Annotated in this window: 19 protein-coding genes; 11 read left to right on the forward strand and 8 right to left on the reverse strand. The window is 60.7% G+C overall.

From position 1 onward, the window contains the following. Positions 1-324 (forward strand): hypothetical protein (locus HX783_RS17700; RefSeq protein WP_177017758.1); only part of this gene is annotated, 324 nt, incomplete at its 5' end. On the opposite strand, the gene HX783_RS17705 is transcribed toward HX783_RS17700, so the two are convergent. Then, positions 321-785 (reverse strand): TIGR02444 family protein, encoded by a 465-nt coding sequence (locus HX783_RS17705; protein WP_177017759.1) that lies wholly within the window; start codon positions 783-785, stop codon positions 321-323. The two genes, HX783_RS17700 and HX783_RS17705, sit on opposite strands and share 4 nt — an antisense overlap. Positions 786-835: 50 nt before the next feature. Between HX783_RS17705 and abc-f the strand changes: the two genes are divergently transcribed. From abc-f to HX783_RS17720, 3 genes are all read left to right on the forward strand, one after another. Beyond that, positions 836-2746 (forward strand): ribosomal protection-like ABC-F family protein, encoded by a 1911-nt coding sequence (gene abc-f, locus HX783_RS17710; RefSeq protein ID WP_177017760.1) that lies wholly within the window; start codon positions 836-838, stop codon positions 2744-2746. Further along, the gene (locus HX783_RS17715) at positions 2746-3318 is read left to right on the forward strand and encodes a mechanosensitive ion channel family protein (protein WP_159960888.1); all 573 of its coding nucleotides are present in this window, start codon (positions 2746-2748) and stop codon (positions 3316-3318) included. The genes abc-f and HX783_RS17715 overlap by 1 nt, the downstream gene beginning before the upstream one ends. Positions 3319-3407: 89 nt before the next feature. Then, a complete protein-coding gene (locus HX783_RS17720) occupies positions 3408-4040 on the forward strand; it encodes a LysE family transporter (protein ID WP_159960886.1) in 633 nt (210 codons plus the stop codon). A gap of 154 nt (positions 4041-4194) precedes the next feature. Here HX783_RS17720 and HX783_RS17725 read toward each other — a convergent pair whose 3' ends face one another. Genes HX783_RS17725 through HX783_RS17740 form a run of 4 tightly spaced genes read right to left on the reverse strand, consistent with a single transcriptional unit; the run spans position 4195 to position 7338 of the window. After that, positions 4195-4935, reverse strand: a complete 741-nt coding sequence (locus HX783_RS17725; protein ID WP_177017761.1) for a penicillin-binding protein activator LpoB — start codon at positions 4933-4935, stop codon at positions 4195-4197. 3 nt (positions 4936-4938) lie between these two features. Next, the gene (gene lpoB / locus HX783_RS17730; protein ID WP_159960883.1) at positions 4939-5526 is read right to left on the reverse strand and encodes a penicillin-binding protein activator LpoB; all 588 of its coding nucleotides are present in this window, start codon (positions 5524-5526) and stop codon (positions 4939-4941) included. 35 nt (positions 5527-5561) lie between these two features. After that, complete coding sequence (locus HX783_RS17735) at positions 5562-5933, reverse strand: YcfL family protein (RefSeq protein ID WP_008439304.1); 372 nt, start codon at positions 5931-5933, stop codon at positions 5562-5564. 10 nt (positions 5934-5943) lie between these two features. Next, entirely contained in the window at positions 5944-7338 is a 1395-nt protein-coding gene (locus tag HX783_RS17740) for a COG3014 family protein (protein WP_177017762.1), read from the reverse strand. 267 nt (positions 7339-7605) lie between these two features. On the opposite strand from HX783_RS17740, the gene HX783_RS17745 reads away from it, so the two are divergent. Beyond that, positions 7606-9501 (forward strand): FTR1 family protein, encoded by a 1896-nt coding sequence (locus HX783_RS17745; RefSeq protein ID WP_177017763.1) that lies wholly within the window; start codon positions 7606-7608, stop codon positions 9499-9501. A 2-nt stretch (positions 9502-9503) separates the two neighbouring features. Then, entirely contained in the window at positions 9504-9959 is a 456-nt protein-coding gene (locus tag HX783_RS17750; protein ID WP_177017965.1) for a YaiI/YqxD family protein, read from the forward strand. Positions 9960-10130: 171 nt separating this feature from the next. On the opposite strand, the gene elbB is transcribed toward HX783_RS17750, so the two are convergent. Next, a complete protein-coding gene (gene elbB / locus HX783_RS17755; protein WP_159960877.1) occupies positions 10131-10796 on the reverse strand; it encodes an isoprenoid biosynthesis glyoxalase ElbB in 666 nt (221 codons plus the stop codon). 116 nt (positions 10797-10912) lie between these two features. On the opposite strand from elbB, the gene HX783_RS17760 reads away from it, so the two are divergent. Further along, complete coding sequence (locus tag HX783_RS17760; RefSeq protein WP_177017764.1) at positions 10913-12148, forward strand: sterol desaturase family protein; 1236 nt, start codon at positions 10913-10915, stop codon at positions 12146-12148. Here HX783_RS17760 and HX783_RS17765 read toward each other — a convergent pair. Next, positions 12129-12776, reverse strand: a complete 648-nt coding sequence (locus HX783_RS17765) for a DedA family protein (protein ID WP_159960873.1) — start codon at positions 12774-12776, stop codon at positions 12129-12131. The genes HX783_RS17760 and HX783_RS17765 overlap by 20 nt on opposite strands. A gap of 208 nt (positions 12777-12984) precedes the next feature. Here HX783_RS17765 and hemB point away from each other — a divergent pair, with 208 nt between their 5' ends. Both hemB and ppk1 read left to right on the forward strand, forming a co-directional pair. Beyond that, on the forward strand, positions 12985-13998 hold the full coding sequence (gene hemB, locus HX783_RS17770; RefSeq protein ID WP_177017765.1) for a porphobilinogen synthase: 1014 nt from the start codon (positions 12985-12987) through the stop codon (positions 13996-13998). 18 nt (positions 13999-14016) lie between these two features. Further along, positions 14017-16239: a polyphosphate kinase 1 gene (gene ppk1 / locus HX783_RS17775; RefSeq protein ID WP_159960869.1), complete on the forward strand. Its 2223-nt coding sequence runs from the start codon at positions 14017-14019 to the stop codon at positions 16237-16239. Between the two features lie 138 nt (positions 16240-16377). Here the strand turns inward: ppk1 and ppx are convergent, their stop codons facing one another. After that, positions 16378-17880, reverse strand: a complete 1503-nt coding sequence (gene ppx / locus HX783_RS17780) for an exopolyphosphatase (RefSeq protein WP_177017766.1) — start codon at positions 17878-17880, stop codon at positions 16378-16380. A gap of 483 nt (positions 17881-18363) precedes the next feature. On the opposite strand from ppx, the gene HX783_RS17785 reads away from it, so the two are divergent. Then, entirely contained in the window at positions 18364-19005 is a 642-nt protein-coding gene (locus tag HX783_RS17785; protein WP_177017767.1) for a DUF1120 domain-containing protein, read from the forward strand. Positions 19006-19110: 105 nt separating this feature from the next. Then, positions 19111-19815 (forward strand): fimbria/pilus chaperone family protein, encoded by a 705-nt coding sequence (locus HX783_RS17790; protein WP_177017768.1) that lies wholly within the window; start codon positions 19111-19113, stop codon positions 19813-19815.

The raw sequence follows: 19815 nt of genomic DNA on the forward strand, positions 1-19815 counted from the left end.
GCTGCCAAGCCAGCCGCTAAAACCGCTGCTGCAAAACCAGCTGCCAAGCCAGCCGCTAAAACTGCTGCTGCAAAACCAGCTGCCAAGCCAGCCGCTAAAACCGCTGCTGCAAAACCAGCTGCCAAGCCAGCCGCAAAACCAGCTGCTGCGAAACCAGCCGCCAAGCCGGCCGCAAAACCAGCTGCCGCCAAGCCTGCACCGGCCAAGCCAGCAACTCCAGCAGCTCCGGCTGCTACCCCCGCAGCTTCCACCGCTCCAACCGCATCGGCCAGCAGCACACCTGCACCGGTAGCGCCAAGCACCACCCCAACCAGCGCTTCCTAAGTGCTGGTGGCCATGACGCGCAGCAACTGCAGCGCGTCAGGGTCAAGGCTGGCGGCTTCGGTCGCCAAGCCTTCAAGCCATCCTTGTTGACCCTCGCTTTCTCCGATCGGCCATGTGTGCGCCAGCGCTTCCAGGCGCGTCAGCAACTGCCGTTCAGCTTCCAATTCCAGGGCTTTGAGCCGTTCGCGTAACGCCGCCAATTGCGCATCCTGTTGCGCCATGGCTCGCCATTGCACGCGCACCTGCCGTAAGGGTTCGACCACTTCTTTCTGCCACGGCTGGGCAATGCGCTGCAGCGCCTGCATGCGTTCGGGTGTCGACGCCACACTGCGCTGTTCAAGCCACGCGCCACAGAGCAACAGGCATACATCCGCGCCTTGCGCCTGCAGGCGCAGGCAAGCGGCTTCGCACCCTGGGCGGGCGTAAGTCGAGAGGGCAAAGCTCCACAGGTCAGCGCACATATTCACACCCAAGCCAGCGGCCAACGAAGCTGGTAGACTCCGCCGCCATTATGATCCGACTTCAAAGCCTAACATTACAGCGTGGCCCGCAACGTCTTCTTGAAGACGCCGAGCTGACCCTGCACGCCGGTCACAAAGCCGGCCTGATCGGTGCCAATGGCGCCGGCAAATCCACGTTGTTTGCGCTGTTGCTGGGCGAGCTGACCCCGGATTCCGGGGATTGCCTGCTGCCGGCCGACTGGCGCATCGCCCATATGCGCCAGGAGATCGACACCCTGGACCGCATCGCGATCGACTACGTGCTCGATGGCGACCTGCGTCTGCGCCAGGTGCAACACGACCTTGCCGAGGCCGAGAAAGCCCAGGACGGCGCCGCCCAGGCCCGCCTGCACGCCGAACTCGACAGCGCCGACGGCTACACCGCCGACGCGCGTGCCCGCAAGATGCTCGCCGGCCTTGGGTTTACCAACGAGCAGATGGATCGCCCGGTCGCCGACTTCTCCGGTGGCTGGCGCATGCGCCTGAACCTGGCCCAGGCACTGATGTGTCCGTCGGACCTGTTGCTGCTCGACGAACCGACCAACCACTTGGACCTCGATGCGATCCTGTGGCTGGAAGATTTCCTCAAGAGCTACCCGGGCACCTTGCTGCTGATTTCCCACGACCGGGATTTCCTCGACGCCGTGGTCGACAACATCGCCCACGTCGAACAAAAGAAAATCACGCTCTACCGTGGCGGCTACACCGCGTTCGAACGCGCGCGTGCCGAGCGTCTGGCCCAGCAGCAACAGGCCTTCGAGAAGCAGCAGGCGCAGCGTGCGCACATGGAAAGCTACATCGCCCGGTTCAAGGCCCAGGCCACCAAGGCCCGTCAGGCCCAGAGCCGAATCAAGGCGCTGGAGCGCATGGAAGAGCTGTCGGCAGCCCACGTCGATTCGCCGTTCGACTTTGTGTTCCGCGAGTCGGTGAAGATCTCCAGCCCGTTGCTGGACCTGTCGGATGCGCGCCTGGGTTATGGCGACAAAACCATCCTGGAGAAGGTCAAGCTGCAGCTAACGCCGGGTGCGCGCATCGGTTTGCTCGGCCCTAACGGTGCGGGCAAGTCGACACTGATCAAGAACCTGTCGGGTGAGTTGCAACCCCTGGCCGGCCGCCTGACCCGGGGTGAGAACCTGGTGGTGGGCTACTTTGCCCAGCATCAGTTGGACTCTCTCGATTCCAAGGCCAGCCCGCTGTTGCACCTGCAACGTTTGGCGCCGACCGAGCGCGAGCAAACCCTGCGCGATTTCCTCGGCGGTTTCGACTTCCGTGGCGCGCGTATCGATGAGCCGGTGCTGAATTTTTCCGGTGGCGAAAAGGCCCGACTTGCCCTGGCGTTGATCGCCTGGGACCGGCCGAACCTGTTGCTGCTCGACGAACCGACCAACCACCTGGACCTGGAAATGCGCCTGGCGCTGACCATGGCCCTGCAAGAGTTCAGCGGTGCGGTACTGGTGGTGTCTCACGATCGCCACTTGCTCAAGAGCACCACCGATAACTTCCTGCTGGTGGCTGACGGCAAAGTCGAAGAGTTCGACGGCGACCTGGACGACTACGCACGCTGGCTGACGGATTACCGCCTGCGCAACGCGCCGACCAGCAACACGCCGGTCAACCCGGACAAAACCGACAAGAAGGCCCAGCGCCAAGCCGCCGCCGCACTGCGCCAGCAGTTGGCGCCGCACAAGCGCGAAGCCGACAAGCTGGAAGCCGAGCTGGGCAAGGTGCACGAGCGCCTGGCCAAGATCGAAGCCAGCCTGGGCGACAGCGCCGTGTACGAGGCCGCGCGCAAGGACGAGCTGCGCGACCTGCTGGCCGAACAAGCCAAGCTCAAGGTGCGTGAAGGGCAGTTGGAGGAAACCTGGATGGAAGCCCTCGAACTGCTCGAAAGCCTGCAAGCGGAGCTGGAGGCGCTGTCCTGATGGAGGCGCTGCAGCTGCCGTTGCCCACCCAGTGGGTCGAGCCTGCCTGGGTTGGCGTGCAAATCCTGCTGATCCTGCTGGCCGGTTACCTCGCTCAACGCTTCGTCGCCAAGGGCCTCACTCGCCTGGGTGAGCGTTACCCGTTCCCGCCGCAACTGCTGATGCCCCTGCGTGGCGGCCTGCGCTGGCTGATCATGGGCAGTGCGCTGATCTTCGTGCTGGGTCGCCTCGGTGTCTCCGCCACAGTGTTGTGGACGGCGCTGTCGGGGTTTGTCGCGGTCGCCGCCGTGGCGTTCTTCGCCATGTGGTCGGTGCTGTCCAACCTGTTGTGCGCCATTCTGATTTTCACTGTCGGGCCATTCCGCCTCGGTGACATCGTCGAACTGGTGGATACCGTCGACAAACCCGGCGTAAAAGGCCGGGTGGTGGCAATCAATCTGCTCTACACCACGTTGATTGAAGTCGAAGAAGCAGGTTCCGACAGCGCGATGGTGCAGGTGCCTAACAGCTTGTTCTTCCAGCGCTCAGTACGGCGTTGGCCCGGCACCCACGTGTTTCCGGGCGACCGCTGACATCCCGCGCGATTAAAAATAGATAGCCAGCCTTTGGGCGGTGGAGTTAGCTTTAGGCATAACCGCTAACTCTCCCTCAGAGGTGTGTAATGGCACTCGACACATGGCTGGCCTTTTTCCTGGCCAGTTGGATCATCTCCCTTTCCCCCGGCGCCGGGGCCATCGCTTCGATGTCCAGCGGCCTGCAATACGGTTTCCTGCGCGGTTACTGGAACGCCATTGGCCTGCAGCTGGGCCTGGCGATGCAAATTGCCGTGGTCGCGGGTGGCCTGGGTGCCATTCTGGCGGCGTCTTCGAATGCGTTCTATGCGATCAAATGGTTTGGCGTGGCGTACCTGGTGTACCTGGCGGTCAAGCAATGGCGTGCCCTACCCATGGACATGAGCGAGGACGCGGCGATTCGTCCGATCGGCAAACCGCTGGCGATGATGTTCCGCGGGTTCCTGGTCAATGCGAGCAACCCTAAAGCCCTGGTGTTCATGCTGGCGGTGCTGCCGCAGTTCGTGGACCCGCACGCGCCGCTGCTGATCCAGTACCTGATCCTGGGTGCGACCATGATCAGCGTCGATATGATCGTGATGGCGGGTTATACCGGGCTGGCGTCGAAGGTCTTGCGCCTGTTACGTACGCCTAAGCAGCAAAAACGCATGAACCGTACGTTTGCCGGCTTGTTCGTCGGGGCTGCGGGTTTCCTGGCCAGCTTGCATCGCGCAACGACGTAAGCCGCAATTGAACTGAAGGAACCCAATCCAAAATGTGGGAGCGGGCTTGCTCGCGAAAGCGGAGTGTCAATCACAGGCTGTATTGACTGATCTACCGAATTCGCGAGCATGCCCGCTCCCACATTGGTTTTGCGTTGTCTGTGAACGCTTTGGGTCAGCGCAAAATCTTCGGCGCTTCATCCCTCGGCAGGTTATTGCGCAACGCAGGCTTGCCGGGGTCTTGATAGCCGCCGCCCAGCTGCTCCGCCAATTGCCGCGCCACATCCTCACCCAAGGCTTTCGACACTTCCTTCACCACGCGCGGCCGGTTCAGGCTCACGCGCACATCGCGGCTGTTCACCAGCTTGGTGTCCTGGCCTTCGCCCATGGCGGTAAACGCCGAGGTAATCTCGAAGGTGCGGGTGTTGATCAGGCTGAAGTCCGCCACCAGTGTCAGGCCCAGTACGGCCGAGTAGCTGTTGGTGTGGTCCAGGGCGTTGATGTCCTGGGTGAAGTCGATGTCTGACAGCGTGCCGAACAGCACGTAGTCTGCGCCCTTGAAGTTACCGGCCTTGATGCGCTTGATCACGTCATACACGTCGCCCTTGGCGTCGGCGGTATAGGGCGTGCCTTGCACCAGCTGAAACTGGTGCGATTTGAGAATTTCGCCCTTGATATCACCGCTGAATTTACGCAGCTCGGTCTGTTCGATGTAGCTGGTGCGGCTCTCGTACTCGCTGTAGTTCGACGCACCACTGGCGTGATACGCGCTGGCCTGGAAGTTGTTGCTGGCCGAGACCGCGTGGATGTATTCCTCAACCCGCGCCTCGTAGGCAAGGTCAGTCACCGCGATCTTCGGGGCGGCCGAGGCGCCAAAGGCGCACAGCAGGCCGATCATGCCGATCCATGCACGCATTGTTTAGCGCTCCGTGGTTTTGCGGATTTCTTTCTCGTCCATCCATTCGGCCAGGCCGCTCTCGACGTCGATCAGCTGCAGGCTGAACTTGTAGAACACGTCCTTGTAGTCCGCGCTGCGCTTGACGATGGAGCTGATCGAGCCTTCCAGGCGGTACTTGGCGGCCACCATGTTGCCGGTCTTGCTGACGGTCGACTTCTTGTACAAGCCGCTCTGGTTCTGCAGCTTCAACTGGTCGACCTGGCTCTGCATGTCGGTGTTGTCACTGGCGAAGCGCGCGGTGCCGGTCTTCATCAGCTGGGTCTTGATCGACGTGGTGATCTCGCGGGTGTCGATGTACTCGCTGGTCTTGTTCTTCACGTCGTACACCTGCACCACCGGGCGGCCTTGCAAGATGCCGGACTGGGCCAGGGAGCGGGTCATGCTTTCGGCGATCATCTGCAGGTCGGTGGAACCGAACTCGTTGGTCACCAGTTCCACGGCCTTGGTGTCGCCATAGCTGATGTTCTTGCCGCCGAGTACCGGCGAGGTGTTTGAGCAGCCGCTGGCGAGGAGGGCAACGACGGCGATAATCGAAAAGCGTGCAAACATGGGGAAATCTCTCTGAATACGGATTGAGCCGCGGCTCAAGGGGTTTTCACTTCAAGGCGGAAGTCTGCGGCCTGGGGCAGGTTGGCGATTGCCGGCAGGAAGGTCGCCTGGTTGGCGTACAGGTTCAGCACTTTCCAGGTTTCTTCATCGCCTACCGGGAAGCCGTCGGCACCCAGCCAGGCGAAGCGGTAATACATCATCTGGTTGCTGCTGGTGATGTTGCTCAACTGCACCTTGGCCGTGAGGAAGCCGTTTTCACGGGCGACACGAATGGCACCGACGGCGATGCCTTTGAATTTGCCCATCACCACGATTTTGCTGGCGGCGCTGCCGGGCTCTGGCGGCGGTGGGGTGGCGCAGCCCGCGAGCAGGACCAGCGCCAGGGCGCCGAGGATGAAATGACGCATAGCGTGTTCCTTAAGGTTGTTTGAGGGCGATGGCTTGAGTGGAAGTGCTCGGCACTACATGGGCCGCGAGGCCGCCAGCGAATACTTGGTTGCCGACCACGCGCAGGGTGATCACCTGGTAGCGCTGGTCGGCCTTGACCGTTACCAGCGTGCCGCCCAGGGCGTTGGGCAGGCTGACCTGATGGTCGCCGTGCTTGAGGCGCAGGCGCGTCACTTGGGTCATGTCCGGCAGGGTGCGCCAGGTGCGGGTGTCGGCGCCTTCGGTCACGGCCGAGGCGATGCCCAGCACCAGGCCTGCCATGGGGTTGGTCTTGTTCAGATTGTTCTGCGCGATGCCTCGGCTGACGGCACGCACCGTGGTGCGCAGGATGATCCCCGGCATGTCGTCACGCAGGGCGCGGCGCGACATGGCGGTGGTGCTGTTGAGTGCGGTGAGGTTCTGCTGCTTGCCATCCACGCCGATCTGGGCAAATGGCGCGGTGGAAGTGTCGGCCTTGATCACCGGGAACGACAGTGGCGTAATCACAAAGTGACCGTCGATCGGGATCGGCAGTGGCAGGCGAATCGAATCACGCGCCGGTGCCAGGCCGCTCTGGACCACGATCAGCACGTCAGTCTCATCGGCGCCGACCGTGGACTTGTCCAGGTCGAGCAATGCCTGTTCCAGCAGCGGTGTGTTGGGGCGCAGTTCGGCGGCCTTGCGATAGCCGGGTGCAGCCAGGTCTTTTTCGCCCAGGGCTTCGTAGACAAAGCCTGCCAGGTAATGGCTGAACGCACTTTGGTAGCTGTTTTTCAGGCCGATCACTTCCGGCGCGTTCAAGGTTTCAACCGGGTAACCGCGCAGGTCTTTGAGCTGGGTGGTGACGCCTTGGCGCTCGGCTTCGTTTTCGCGCTTGAGGTATTCCTTGTCACGCAGGTCGGCGATCACGGCTTCGCGTTCGTGGGTTTTCTTGATCTCGGTGCGGGCGCCGTCGAAGTCATTCAGGGCCAGCAGGTTCAAGGCCATCTGGGTGGTCAGCATGACTTTTTCGTAGTCATAGCCTTCGTAACGACGCACTTTGTCGTTGACCATGAAGCTGCCGAATTGGGCGAGGTATTTCTCGCTGTCGAACTTGACCGACTCTTCCCACTTGTAGACTTGCAGGTCGGCGCTGCGCCAGGCGGTCTGGCTGCCGGTGAGGTCGCCCTTGGCCCGCAACAGCTCGCCCTTTTCAAAGAAATAGAGCAAGTCCTTGTCTTCGCTGGTGTTGTTTTTTTCCAACAGGGTCAGGGCGCCTTCGACATTGCCGGTGGCCAACTGCTGGTTGGTGGCTTGCAGCTCAGTGTCGTAGCTGCGGAACATCGAGCAACCGGATAATAAGGTCACCACCGCGAGTGCGAGCGGGGTTAGGGCGCGAAAAGCCATTTAAACGTCTTCCCTGAAAGTAATCAGCTGATGCTCTAATTCCTCATAAGAAAGAGGAAATAAATTCCCTTTCGCAATAACAGGGCGCGGCATTATAGGCACCGAGACTGGCAAAACAATGGCTTTTTGCTCTGATGTGATCGTCAAGTGCCACCATCGCTGTTTTCGAAATGAGTCATCCTTTCCACGCGAAATCATTAACGCCTTGAGTCAAACCTTTTAACGATAAACAATGTGTTACTTCGCATTTCCACTTGAGATTCATTCATGACTGCCCCCTACCGTTTTCTCGCCTGGCTGCTGCTGCCAGCGTTGATGTCGTGCAGCGTCAACCTGCTGGCTGCGACTGCCGAGGGCGCCCCGCAAGCCCTGCATTTGCTGGATTACATCGGCGCTGACTACCCTCCGACGGTGGAGGCGGGCGAGGTGGTCGATGAGTCTGAATACCGCGAACAATTAGAGTTTCTCGGGGTGTTGCAGGGCCTGGTGGCTGAACTGCCGCAAAGGCCGGAGCGTGTGGAGCTGGTCAAGGGCGTCGATGAATTGTTAGCGGCGGTAACCGCTCGCCAGGAGGGCACGACAGTCGCCCGCCAAGCCCGCCAATTGGGCGCCAAGCTCGCGGTGGCGTATGAAGTCAGCCAGGCTCCGGCGATCACACCAGACCCCGCGCGTGGCGCGCCGCTCTACGCCCAGCATTGCTCGGTGTGCCATGGCACTGCCGGCGCGGGTGATGGTCCTGCGTCAACGGGCATGACGCCGCCGCCTGCTAACCTGCGCGACGCGGTGCGCCTTGATCGCCTCAGTCTTTATGCGATCTACAACACCCTTGGCCTGGGCGTCGAAGGCACCGACATGCCGTCCTTTGCCGATCAACTGGATGATCGTCAACGCTGGGACCTGGCAACCTATATCGCCGGCTTCACTGCCGACCCGGCCGCAGCAAACAGCGCACAACCTTTCAACCTCGCCGACCTGGCGCGCCAAACCCCCAATGAAGTGCTGGCCGCTGACGGCCCGGCCGCGGCCGCCACATTCCGCGCCCAGCGTGCACAACCGCCGCAGGTCAAGCGTGGCCCGGCGCAGTTGCTCGACTACACCGCGACGACCCTGGACAAAAGCCTCGCCGCCTTCCGCAACGGTGACCACGAACAGGCTTATGACTTGTCGGTAGCGGCTTACCTGGAAGGTTTCGAGCTGGTGGAAAGCTCGCTGGATAACGTCGACGCCAACGTGCGCAAGGACACCGAGAAAGCCCTGATGGCTTACCGGCAGTCATTGCAGGACGGCCTGCCGATCGAGCAGGTGCAGCAGCGCCTGGACGTGGCCAAGGGCAAGCTCACTGAATCGGCCGGCTTGCTGGGCAGTGATGGCTTGAGCTGGTCGTTGAGCTACATCTCCGGCTTGCTGATCCTGTTGCGCGAAGGCCTGGAAGCGATCCTGGTGCTGGCGGCTATCCTGGCGTTCCTGCGCAACACCGGCCAGCAGTCGGCAGTGCGCAGCGTTAACGTCGGCTGGGGCCTGGCGCTGTTGGCTGGCCTGGCGACCTGGGCATTGGCGGCGTATGTGATTGACGTCAGCGGCGCCCAGCGCGAATTGCTCGAAGGCTGCACGGCACTGTTCGCCAGTGTGATGGTGCTGTGGCTGGGCGTGTGGATGCACGACCGACGCCACGCAGCGGCCTGGCAGGATTACATCAAGAGCAGCCTGGTGGGCGGCGGCGGGCGGTTCGGCTTCGCGATGCTGGCGTTCTTCTCGGTGTACCGCGAGTTGTTCGAAGTGATCCTGTTCTACGAAACCCTGTGGTTGCAGGCAGGCCCCGCTGGGCACAACGCGGTGCTGGCCGGTGGCGCCACGGCGCTGGTGCTGCTGGTGGGCCTGGCGTGGGTGATCCTGCGCGGTTCGGCGAAGTTGCCACTGGCGTTGTTCTTCGGCATCAACGCGGCGCTGTTGTGTGCGCTGTCGGTGGTGTTCGCCGGGCATGGCGTGAAGGCGTTGCAGGAAGCCGGCATCTTCGGCACGCGACCGGTGGCGTTCTTTGACTTCGACTGGCTGGGTATTCACGCCGATGCCTATTCGTTGAGTGCGCAGGCCTTGGCGATCCTGGCAATTGTGGTGCTGTATGGCCGCAGCCGCCTGGCGGAAAAACGCCGCGTGGCAGCATGACGATGCGCGTTTGGATCGATGCAGATGCTTGCCCGCGCGCAGCCAAGGACCAAGTCGTGAAGTTCGCTCTCAAGCGCCAGTTCGACGTGGTGCTGGTGGCGGGGCAGAGTCAGATCAAGCCGAGTTTTGCCTGTGTGAAACTGATCGTGGTGCCCAGCGGCCTGGACGCGGCGGATGACTACCTGGTGGAGCACGCGGTGCCCGGTGAGTTGGTGATCTGCAGCGACGTGCCGTTGGCCGACCGGCTGGTGAAGAAGGGCGTGACGGCCCTCGATCCTCGGGGAAAGGAATTCAGCCCGGCGAACATGAGTGAGCGGCTGGCGGTGCGTAACCTGTTCACCGACCTGCGAGAGCAAGGCCAGATGGGCGGCGGCCCGCCGCCCCATGGGGAAAAGGACAAGCAGGCGTTTGCCAATGCTCTGGATCGGATTCTTACGCGGTTGATGCGCCAGGCCTGATTTTGTGGCGAGCGGGCTTGTTGTGGCGAGGGAGCTTGCTCCCGCTGGGTGGCGAAGCCGCCCCAACCCAGACGATGCGGTTATTCAGTGAAAATACGGTTGCAGGTTTGGGGCCGCTCCGCAGCCCAGCGGGAGCAAGCTCCCTCGCCACAGCCGCGCGTTTATCACCGCTTAGTCATTCTCGTGAGTCAACTCGAGCACGCGATCCACCAGCTTATTGATACCTGACGCCACCTCACTGATGCGCTTGCCGAGCATGTAGGCCGGGGTGCTCACCAGTTTGCGCGCGGTGTCTTCGACAATATCCTCAACCCCGCATTCCTGGTGAGTGGCGCCCATCTTGTCGAGGGCCGCGGCGGTGTCGGCGCAGTTGCCAATGGTGCAGGTCACGCCGGGGCCGTAGATCTTCGCGGCCAGCGCCGGCGAGATGCAGATCAGTCCCACCGGTTTGCCCGCTTCGGCAAAGGCCTCGGCCAGCGCCAGTACTTGCGGGTTGACGCTGCAACGCGCGCCTTCCACGGCAAAGTTCGACAGGTTCTTCGCCGCGCCAAACCCGCCGGGCACGATCAGCGCGTCGAAGTCTTCGGCACTCGCCTGCGCTATATCCTTCACTTCGCCGCGAGCAATGCGCGCCGATTCCACCAGCACATTGCGTGACTCGGGCATCTCTTCGCCGGTGAGGTGGTTGATCACGTGGTGTTGCGCAATATCCGGCGCAAAACATTGGACCTGAGCACCACGCTGATCCAGGCGAAGCAAGGTGATTACGCTTTCGTGGACCTCTGCGCCGTCGTACACGCCACAGCCGGAAAGGATCACTGCAATTTTTTTGCTCATGAATATTTCTCCCTATTTCGTGGCGTTAAATGTCTACTAATTTGTCACCTGTTGCCAATGGGATATCACGCCGCTGCCCCTAATCTTGATGTAACAAAAATAGACCGGACTAGCCCATGGACTTCGTGCCTTACGCGGTACCGTTTTTCATCGCCTTGATCGTGGTTGAGTTGCTGGCAGACCGCTGGCGCGGCGAGCGCAATTACCGGGTCGCAGATGCCATCAACAGCCTCAGCACGGGTGTGCTGTCCACCACCACGGGCTTGTTGACCAAAGGCGTGGGGCTGCTGACTTACGCATTCGCCCTCAAGCACCTGGCGCTGGTCGAGCTGCCCGCCGAGAGTGTGTGGACCTGGGTGTTCGCCTTTGTGTTCTACGACTTCTGCTACTACTGGCTGCACCGCTGCGGCCATGAGCGCAACATTCTGTGGGCCGCGCACTCGGTGCATCACCAAAGTGAGGACTACAACCTCACCACCGCCTTGCGCCAGACCAGCACTGGGTTTCTGCTGAGCTGGGTCTTCTACTTGCCCCTGGCCGTGCTCGGTGTGCCGCTGGTGGTGTTTATCAGCGTGGCGTCGCTCAATCTTCTGTATCAATTCTGGGTGCACACCCGCCATGTGCCCAAGCTCGGCTGGTTCGAGTGGTTCTTTGTCACACCGTCCAATCATCGGGCTCACCATGCACAGAATGCTCTCTACATGGATCGCAACTACGGCGGGGTGTTCATTATTTGGGACCGTCTGTTCGGCAGCTTCCAGGAAGAAGACGAAAACGAACCGGTGATCTTTGGCGTGACCACGCCCTTGGCCAGCTGGAACCCGCTGTGGGCCAACCTGCAGTTTTATGCCCAGCTGTGGAGTGACGCGCGACGTACCGAGCGTTGGTGGGACAAGCTGCGCATCTGGTTCATGCGCACCGGCTGGCGCCCGGCGGACGTGAAGGCCAAGTACCCGCTGGCCAAGCCCGACTTGAGCCAGTTCCGTAAATTCGAAGTGCCGTTGGATGCGCGCCAGCAGGTTTACATTGCCTTGCAATTTGCCGCGTATGTGGGGTTTGGCAGCTATTTGATGAATTTCGGCGAAGGGCTGCCGACGGCGGCCTTGGTCTTGGGCTGGAGTGCGATGGCACTGGGGTTGTTCACGTTGGGCGTCGCCCTGGAAAACCGCCCCTGGGCGCTGAAGGCCGAGCTGGTGCGCCTGGGGCTGAATGTGCCACTGGTGTGGCTGGCGCCGCTGGTCGGGCTGTGGCCGGCCAGCAGTTTGGGCTGGCTGGGTCTGGTGAGTTACAGCTTGCTCAGCGTAATCGGACTCTACTGTTGCAGGGGCCGGATTACTCGATTGGCGTCTTAGGCGCGTCGATCTTGGCGGGCTCGGCGAGTTGCTCTGCGGCCAGCCGGGCCTTTGCATCCTCGCAAGCCTGGCGGGCAATGCGCGCGTTCTTGAAGCGGCGACGCAGCCACAGGGCCAAGCCCAGCAACAACAGCGCGCCCAACACCCACAGCTCATATTTCTTGATGCTGCCGAGCATGCCTTCCAGCACTGCGCCAAAATGGTACGCCGCAGCGCCAAGCGCTGCTGCCCATACTGCCGCGCCAATGCCGTTAAGCAGCAAATAGCGCAAAGGCGGATAACCGGACAAGCCAATCGCCACCGGCATCACGGTGCGCAGCCCGTAGACGAATCGGAAACTCAGCACCCAGATGTCCGGATGCTTACGGATATGTTCCAGCGCTTTGTCGCCCATCAACTGCCAGCGCGGCTTGCGTGCCAGCAGTTTGCGCCCGTGCTTGCGCCCCAGGAAGTACCACAGCTGGTCGCCGGCATAGCTGCCGCAAAAGGCAACGACCACCACCAGGTTGATATCCATGTATCCACGGAACGCCAGGAAGCCTGCGAGAACCAAGATGGTCTCGCCTTCGAAGAAGGTGCCCAGGAAGAGCGCAAAGTAGCCGAAGTCATGCAGAAATTGTTGAAGCATGGTCTGGGGTGCTGGCGAAATGAACGCGCAGCCTACGCCTTCGTGAACATTCATGAAAGTATCGAGATGTGTCACGAAGTGAACAATTCCTACATAAACGACGAATGCGACTACAGGTCGCATCGATAAGCACAACTGTCATTCCTTCGTCATAATGGCCGCTTATAACTGCAACGCTCGCCCGTAAACGCGGGCTCAGGAGTCTGTCGTGAGCTTTACCCCTGCCAATCGCCTGTTCCCCGCCACCCGTCTGCGCCGCAATCGCCGTGATGATTTTTCTCGCCGCCTGGTACGTGAAAACGTGCTGACGACGAACGATCTGATCCTGCCGGTGTTTGTGCTGGACGGTGAAAATCGTCGGGAAGCGGTGGCTTCGATGCCGGGTGTGGAGCGTTTGACCATTGATCTGCTGCTTGAAGAAGCGGCGAATTGGGTTGAACTGGGGATTCCGGCGCTGGCGCTGTTCCCGGTGACACCGTCTGAACTCAAGTCCCTTGACGCTGCCGAAGCCTGGAACCCGCAAGGCATTGCCCAGCGTGCCACCCGCGCGCTGCGTGAGCGCTTCCCGGAACTGGGGGTGATCACCGACGTGGCGCTGGACCCGTTCACCACCCACGGCCAGGATGGCATTCTTGACGAAGACGGCTATGTTCAAAACGACATTACCGTCGATGCGCTGGTCAAGCAGGCGTTATCCCACGCAGCCGCAGGCGCCCAGGTCGTCGCGCCGTCGGACATGATGGACGGCCGCATCCAGGCGATTCGCGAAGCCCTGGAGCTGGCCGGCCACGTCAATGTGCGGATCATGGCCTATTCGGCCAAGTACGCCAGCGCCTATTACGGCCCGTTCCGCGATGCGGTGGGCTCGGCGCTGAGCCTGGGCAAGGCCAACAAGGCTTCGTACCAGATGGACCCGGCCAACAGCCATGAAGCCCTGCACGAAGTGGCGGCCGACCTGGCCGAAGGCGCCGACATGGTGATGGTCAAGCCCGGGATGCCGTACCTGGACATCCTTTGCCGGGTCAAAGAGGAATTCAAGGTGCCGACCTTTGTCTATCAGGTCAGCGGTGAATACGCCATGCACATGGCCGCGATCCAGAATGGTTGGTTGAGTGAAGGGGTGATCCTCGAATCCCTGACTGCCTTTAAACGTGCTGGCGCCGATGGCATTCTGACTTACTTCGCCGCCCGCGCTGCCCAATTGCTTAGAGAGCAACAATAGCCCTCACAGGAACACTCGATGAATACCGAAGGACTCTCAGAAGTTGCCGTAAAAGACGCTCACCCGGTGGTGGAACAAGTCACCGAAACGCCGCCTGAAATGGAGCCGGCACCGCCTGCCGTGGTAGCCGAGGCGCCCGCGCCGGCCCCGGTAGCGGCGGTGACCAACCTGGATGACAGCAGCCTGTACATCCACCGCGAGCTGTCGCAACTGCAATTCAACATCCGCGTGCTTGAGCAGGCGCTGGATGAGTCCTATCCGCTGCTGGAACGGCTGAAATTCCTGCTGATCTTCTCCAGCAACCTGGACGAGTTCTTCGAGATCCGCGTTGCCGGCCTCAAAAAGCAAATCACCTTCGCCCGCGAACAAGCCGGCGCCGACGGCCTGCAGCCGCATCAAGCGCTGGCGCGCATCAGCGAGCTGGTGCATGGCCATGTGGACCGCCAATACGCGATCCTCAACGACATCCTGCTGCCGGAACTGGAAAAACATCAGGTCCGCTTCATCCGTCGCCGTCACTGGACCACCAAGATCAAGACCTGGGTGCGCCGTTACTTCCGTGACGAGATTTCCCCGATCATCACGCCGATCGGCCTCGACCCGACGCACCCGTTCCCGCTGCTGGTAAACAAGAGCCTGAACTTTATCGTCGAGCTGGAAGGCATCGACGCCTTCGGTCGCGACTCCGGCCTGGCGATCATCCCGGCACCGCGCCTGTTGCCACGGATCATTAAAGTACCGGAAGAGGTGGGTGGCGCTGGCGACAACTATGTATTCCTGTCGTCGATGATCCACGCGCATGCCGACGACTTGTTCCAGGGCATGAAGGTAAAAGGCTGCTACCAGTTCCGCCTGACCCGTAACGCCGACCTGGCACTGGACTCCGAAGACGTCGAAGACTTGGCCCGTGCCCTGCGCGGCGAGCTGTTCTCACGCCGCTACGGCGACGCGGTGCGACTGGAAGTGGCAGACACCTGCCCTAAACACCTGTCGGACTACCTGCTCAAGCAGTTCAACCTGGCCGAGTCCGAGTTGTACCAGGTCAATGGCCCGGTCAACCTGACGCGCCTGTTCAGCATCACCGGCCTGGACAGTCACCCCGAGCTGCAATACACGCCGTTCACGCCGCAGATCCCGAAACTGCTGCAAAACAGCGAGAACATCTTCAGTGTGGTGAGCAAGCAGGACATTCTGCTGCTGCACCCATTCGAGTCGTTTACCCCGGTGGTCGACCTGCTGCGCCAGGCCGCCAAAGACCCGCACGTTCTGGCCGTGCGCCAGACGCTGTACCGTTCCGGCGCCAACTCGGAAATCGTCGATGCACTGGTCGACGCCGCGCGTAACGGCAAGGAAGTCACCGCGGTGATCGAGTTGCGTGCACGGTTCGACGAAGAGTCCAACCTGCAACTGGCCAGCCGCCTGCAAGCGGCCGGTGCGGTGGTGATCTACGGTGTGGTCGGCTTCAAGACCCACGCCAAGATGATGCTGATCCTGCGCCGCGAAGCCGGTGAGATCGTGCGTTACGCGCACTTGGGCACCGGCAACTATCACGCCGGCAACGCCAAGCTCTACACCGACTACAGCCTGCTGACCTCCGACGACGCCTTGTGTGAAGACGTCGGCAAGTTGTTCAGCCAGTTGATCGGCATGGGCAAGACCTTGCGCATGAAGAAGCTGCTGCACGCACCGTTCACGCTCAAGAAGGGCATGCTCGACATGATTGCCCGTGAGACCCAGTTCGCCCTCGACGGCAAGCCGGCGCACATCATCGCCAAGTTCAACTCGCTGACCGACCCGAAGATCATCCGCGCGCTGTACAAGGCCAGCCAGTCCGGTGTGCGCATCGACCTGGTGGTGCGCGGCATGTGCTGCCTGCGCCCGGGCATTGTCGGCGTGTCGCACAACATCCATGTGCGCTCGATCATCGGTCGCTTCCTGGAGCACACGCGGGTGTTCTACTTCCTCAACGGCGGCGAGGAGCAGATGTTCCTCTCCAGTGCCGACTGGATGGAGCGCAACCTCGATAAGCGGGTGGAAACGTGCTTCCCGGTGGAGGGCAAGAAACTGATCATGCGTGTCAAGAAGGAGCTGGAAAGCTACCTGACCGACAACACCCACAGCTGGAGCCTGCAATCGGACGGCCGTTACGTGCGTAACACACCAACCGGCAACCAGAACCCGCGCAGTGCGCAGGCGACGTTGCTGGAGAAGTTGGGTAGCCCGATTCTGGCGGTGAATTAAAACCCGACAGGGTTCAACAATGTGGGAGCGGGCTTGCTCGCGAAAGCGGAGTTTCAGTCAACAGATTCATCGACTGATCCACCGCTTTCGCGAGCAAGCCCGCTCCCACATTTGTTTTGCAGTGTTCTTTAGATCGGCTTAACGCAGGTTCAGCGTGAACCCCACCCGCGTCAGCCATTCCGCTTCCTGGGCGAAGTCCGCCTGGGTCAGCTGGTTTTCGTCCAGCCAGCCTTTGGGGAACACCACGTCCAGGCTGTCGCCGTTGGCGCGCAGGGTCACCTGGGGCATTTCCTGGGTGCCACGGATGTGGTGGAACAGAATCGCAAAGCGCAGCAGCACGCACAGGCGAATCAGCTTGATACCTTCGCCGCCGAAGTCGGCAAACTTGTCCTTGGGGATGTTGCGGCGATGGCCGCGCACCAGCAGGGCGAGCATCTGTTGGTCTTCACGGGAGAAACCGGCGAGGTCCGAGTGCTCGATCAGGTAGGCGCCATGCTTGTGGTAATGGTAGTGGGCGATGTCCAGGCCCACTTCATGCACCTTGGCGGCCCAGCCGAGCAGCTCGCGCCACACGCCGTCTTCCAGGTCCCAGTCCTCGGCCACCTGGTCGAACGCGTGCAGGGCTTTGCGCTCCACACGGGCGGCCTGTTCCAGGTCGACGTGATAACGCTCCATCAGCGAGCTGAGGGTGCGCTCACGCACGTCTTCGTGGTGATGACGGCCCAGCAGGTCGTAGAGCACGCCTTCGCGCAGGGCGCCGTCGCAGTGGTCCATGCGTTGTAGTTCGAGGGCGTCGAAGATCGCCTCGAGAATCGCCAGGCCGGCCGGGAAAATGGTGCGGCGGTCGGGTTTGATGCCGTCAAAGTCGATCTTCTCGGCATCGCCCAGCTTGAACAGTTTGCGCTTGAGCCACGCCAGGCCTTCGGCGTTGACCTCACCGGTGCCATGGCCGCCGGCCTTGAGGGCCAGGCCGATAGCGCGAATGGTGCCGGACGAGCCGATGGCTTCATCCCAGGTCAGGCGGTGTAGAGCGTGTTCGATGCTCATGATCTCCAGGCGCGCCGCCGTGTAGGCCTGTGCATAGCGCGCCGGGGTGATCTTGCCATCCTTGAAGTAACGCTGGGTGTAGCTGACGCAACCCATCTGCAGGCTTTCGCGCAGCAGTGGCTCGAAACGCTGGCCGATGATGAATTCGGTACTGCCACCGCCGATGTCCGCCACCAGGCGTTTTCCGGGGGTGTCGGCCAGGGTGTGGGACACGCCGAGGTAAATCAGGCGCGCTTCTTCACGGCCGGAAATGACTTCTACCGGGTGCCCGAGGATTTCCTCGGCGCGGCGGATGAAGTCGCCACGGTTGCGGGCTTCTCGCAAGGCGTTGGTGCCCACGATTCGCACAGCGCCCAAGGGCATGCCGTTGATCAGTTGGGCAAAACGCTTGAGGCAATCGAGCCCGCGCTGCATGGATTCTTCATTGAGCTGGCGCTCGTCGTCGATCCCGGCAGCCAGTTGTACTTTCTCGCCGAGCCGCTCAAGGATGCGGATTTCGCCGTTCTGGGCCTTGGCCACGACCATGTGAAAGCTGTTGGAGCCCAGGTCGATGGCGGCGATCAGGGACAGATTCTTGGCTTGGGATTGCGGCATGGTTTGGGGGTCTCGGTCGATAACCCGACCATCGTGCCACGATCGACCGCTGGCGCCAACGCGTTGTGCTTCAGTAATTTTTGTGAGGCTGGCTGTAGGGAATTCTTGTGGGAAATGTAGGGCGGGTTTGTAAGCAATAGTTGAATAGGGCCTTCGAGGCTGTAGGAGTAGATAACCACGCTCCATTGTAAGACCTGCTCAGAATTTGCTTACAGTAAGCGAGTAAATGGACTCGGCGTTATTTGCTTTTGTACTACCCGATCAGCGAGTTAGAGGGACAGTTTGTTTATATGCCTCCTACAGCGACTGTTGTGTTGTCTGATTCATTAATCAAGTGCCAAGGCGACAGACTGTCACCCGGCAATTTTGCCTGGTGGTATTTATTTATTGTTATGCATGTCCCGGAAGATAAATGATTGGGCGATGGAGTCGCCAAACACAAATAAAGAACACCTGATAACTTATTTTAGTGACAGGATGAGCATGAAAAAAATTGTTGGTTTGACTCTCGGTATTACCTGCCTGGCTGCGGCTTTAAGTGCCCAGGCAAACACGAACAGTGCGACATTGACCGTCATCGGCACGATCAAGCCTGCAGCGTGCAGCCTTAATCTTACTGGCAACGGTGAAATCAACTACGGCAATATTCGCTCGGGCGAATTGTCCCAGACGGCGTTCAACCCGCTCACGGAGAAGACCGTTGGCTTGAACATCCTTTGCAATGCGCCGACCACATTCGGGGTCACCTTCACCGATTTGCAAGCGGGCTCCAAGGTGCCGGGCATCCTGGGTGCGGGCTATACCGAAGCGCAGAGCTTTGGCTTGGGCGCTGTGGGTACCCGGCGAACCGGCGGCTACTCGGTTGCGCTCACCAACCTGCGGGCATCCAATACAACGCTGTATCCCATCATGCGTACTGGCGCCTCGTGGCAGCACAGTGACGGCAAAGTTGCACACCTGACCCAGTACTCGTGGCGCAATGGCTCGGCCCTGACGCCCGCCTCAATCAGTCAATTGACCGGCACTATTGCAGTCAAAGCTGTTATCAACAGGGCGGCGGAGTTGGACTTGAGGAACGACGTCTCCCTTAATGGGCGTGCGACGATTGTACTGAACTACACCTAAGCAATATAAAACAACCGATCCGGAAACTAACGCGTTCTGGTCGGTTGTTTTTTTGTGGGCGTTTGTCTGCCGGAAATCAAATTTATACGTTGTGGGGAACATTCAATGCGGTGTTGTTCGATACTAAGTCGAGCGTTGTTTTTTAGCCTGTTGTTTACTGCAGTTGCTGCGGCGGACGGTATGCAGCCTGAAACAACGGTGGTACTGCTCTATGAAGAAGAGGGCGAAGCCACAATAAACATCAAGAATACGGATGCAGGCCCGGCGTTGCTTCATTCAGTGGTAGAGAATGTGCCCGAGGACCTGGAGCCGCTGTTGATTGTCACACCGCCCATTACCCGCGTGGAGGCGGGCGACACGCAATTGGTACGCTTCATCAGTACCTTGAAGGAGCCGCTCAAGACTCAGCGGCTCAAGCGTGTGTCATTCGAGGGCATTCCCCAGGCGCGTGCCGAACAGGGGGCCACGATTGGTATCACCATCCGCCAGAATTTGCCGCTGATCCTGCACCCAAAAGGCCTGCCCCGGCATCAAACACCCTGGGAGTTACTGAAGTGGAAGCGGGTGGGTGAGCGTCTCACCGTGCATAACGACAGTGCCTATGTGGTGCGCATGGCGGCGGATGTGCAGTTGCTTCCACAAGGCATCAAGGCAGCGTTACCGCGTGCCTATATTTTGCCGGGCGAAGCGCTCGCCGTGTCAGCCGCAAGCCCCTTGGGCGGTGTGGCCGAAGTCGAGTTTCAGCCGGCGACTGTCTATGGGTTTGCGGTAGACGAATATCGGGCCGCAATCAATGCTGATGAGAGTTGA

The sequence above is a fragment of the Pseudomonas sp. D2002 genome (assembly GCF_013385735.1).
Lineage (GTDB): Bacteria > Pseudomonadota > Gammaproteobacteria > Pseudomonadales > Pseudomonadaceae > Aquipseudomonas.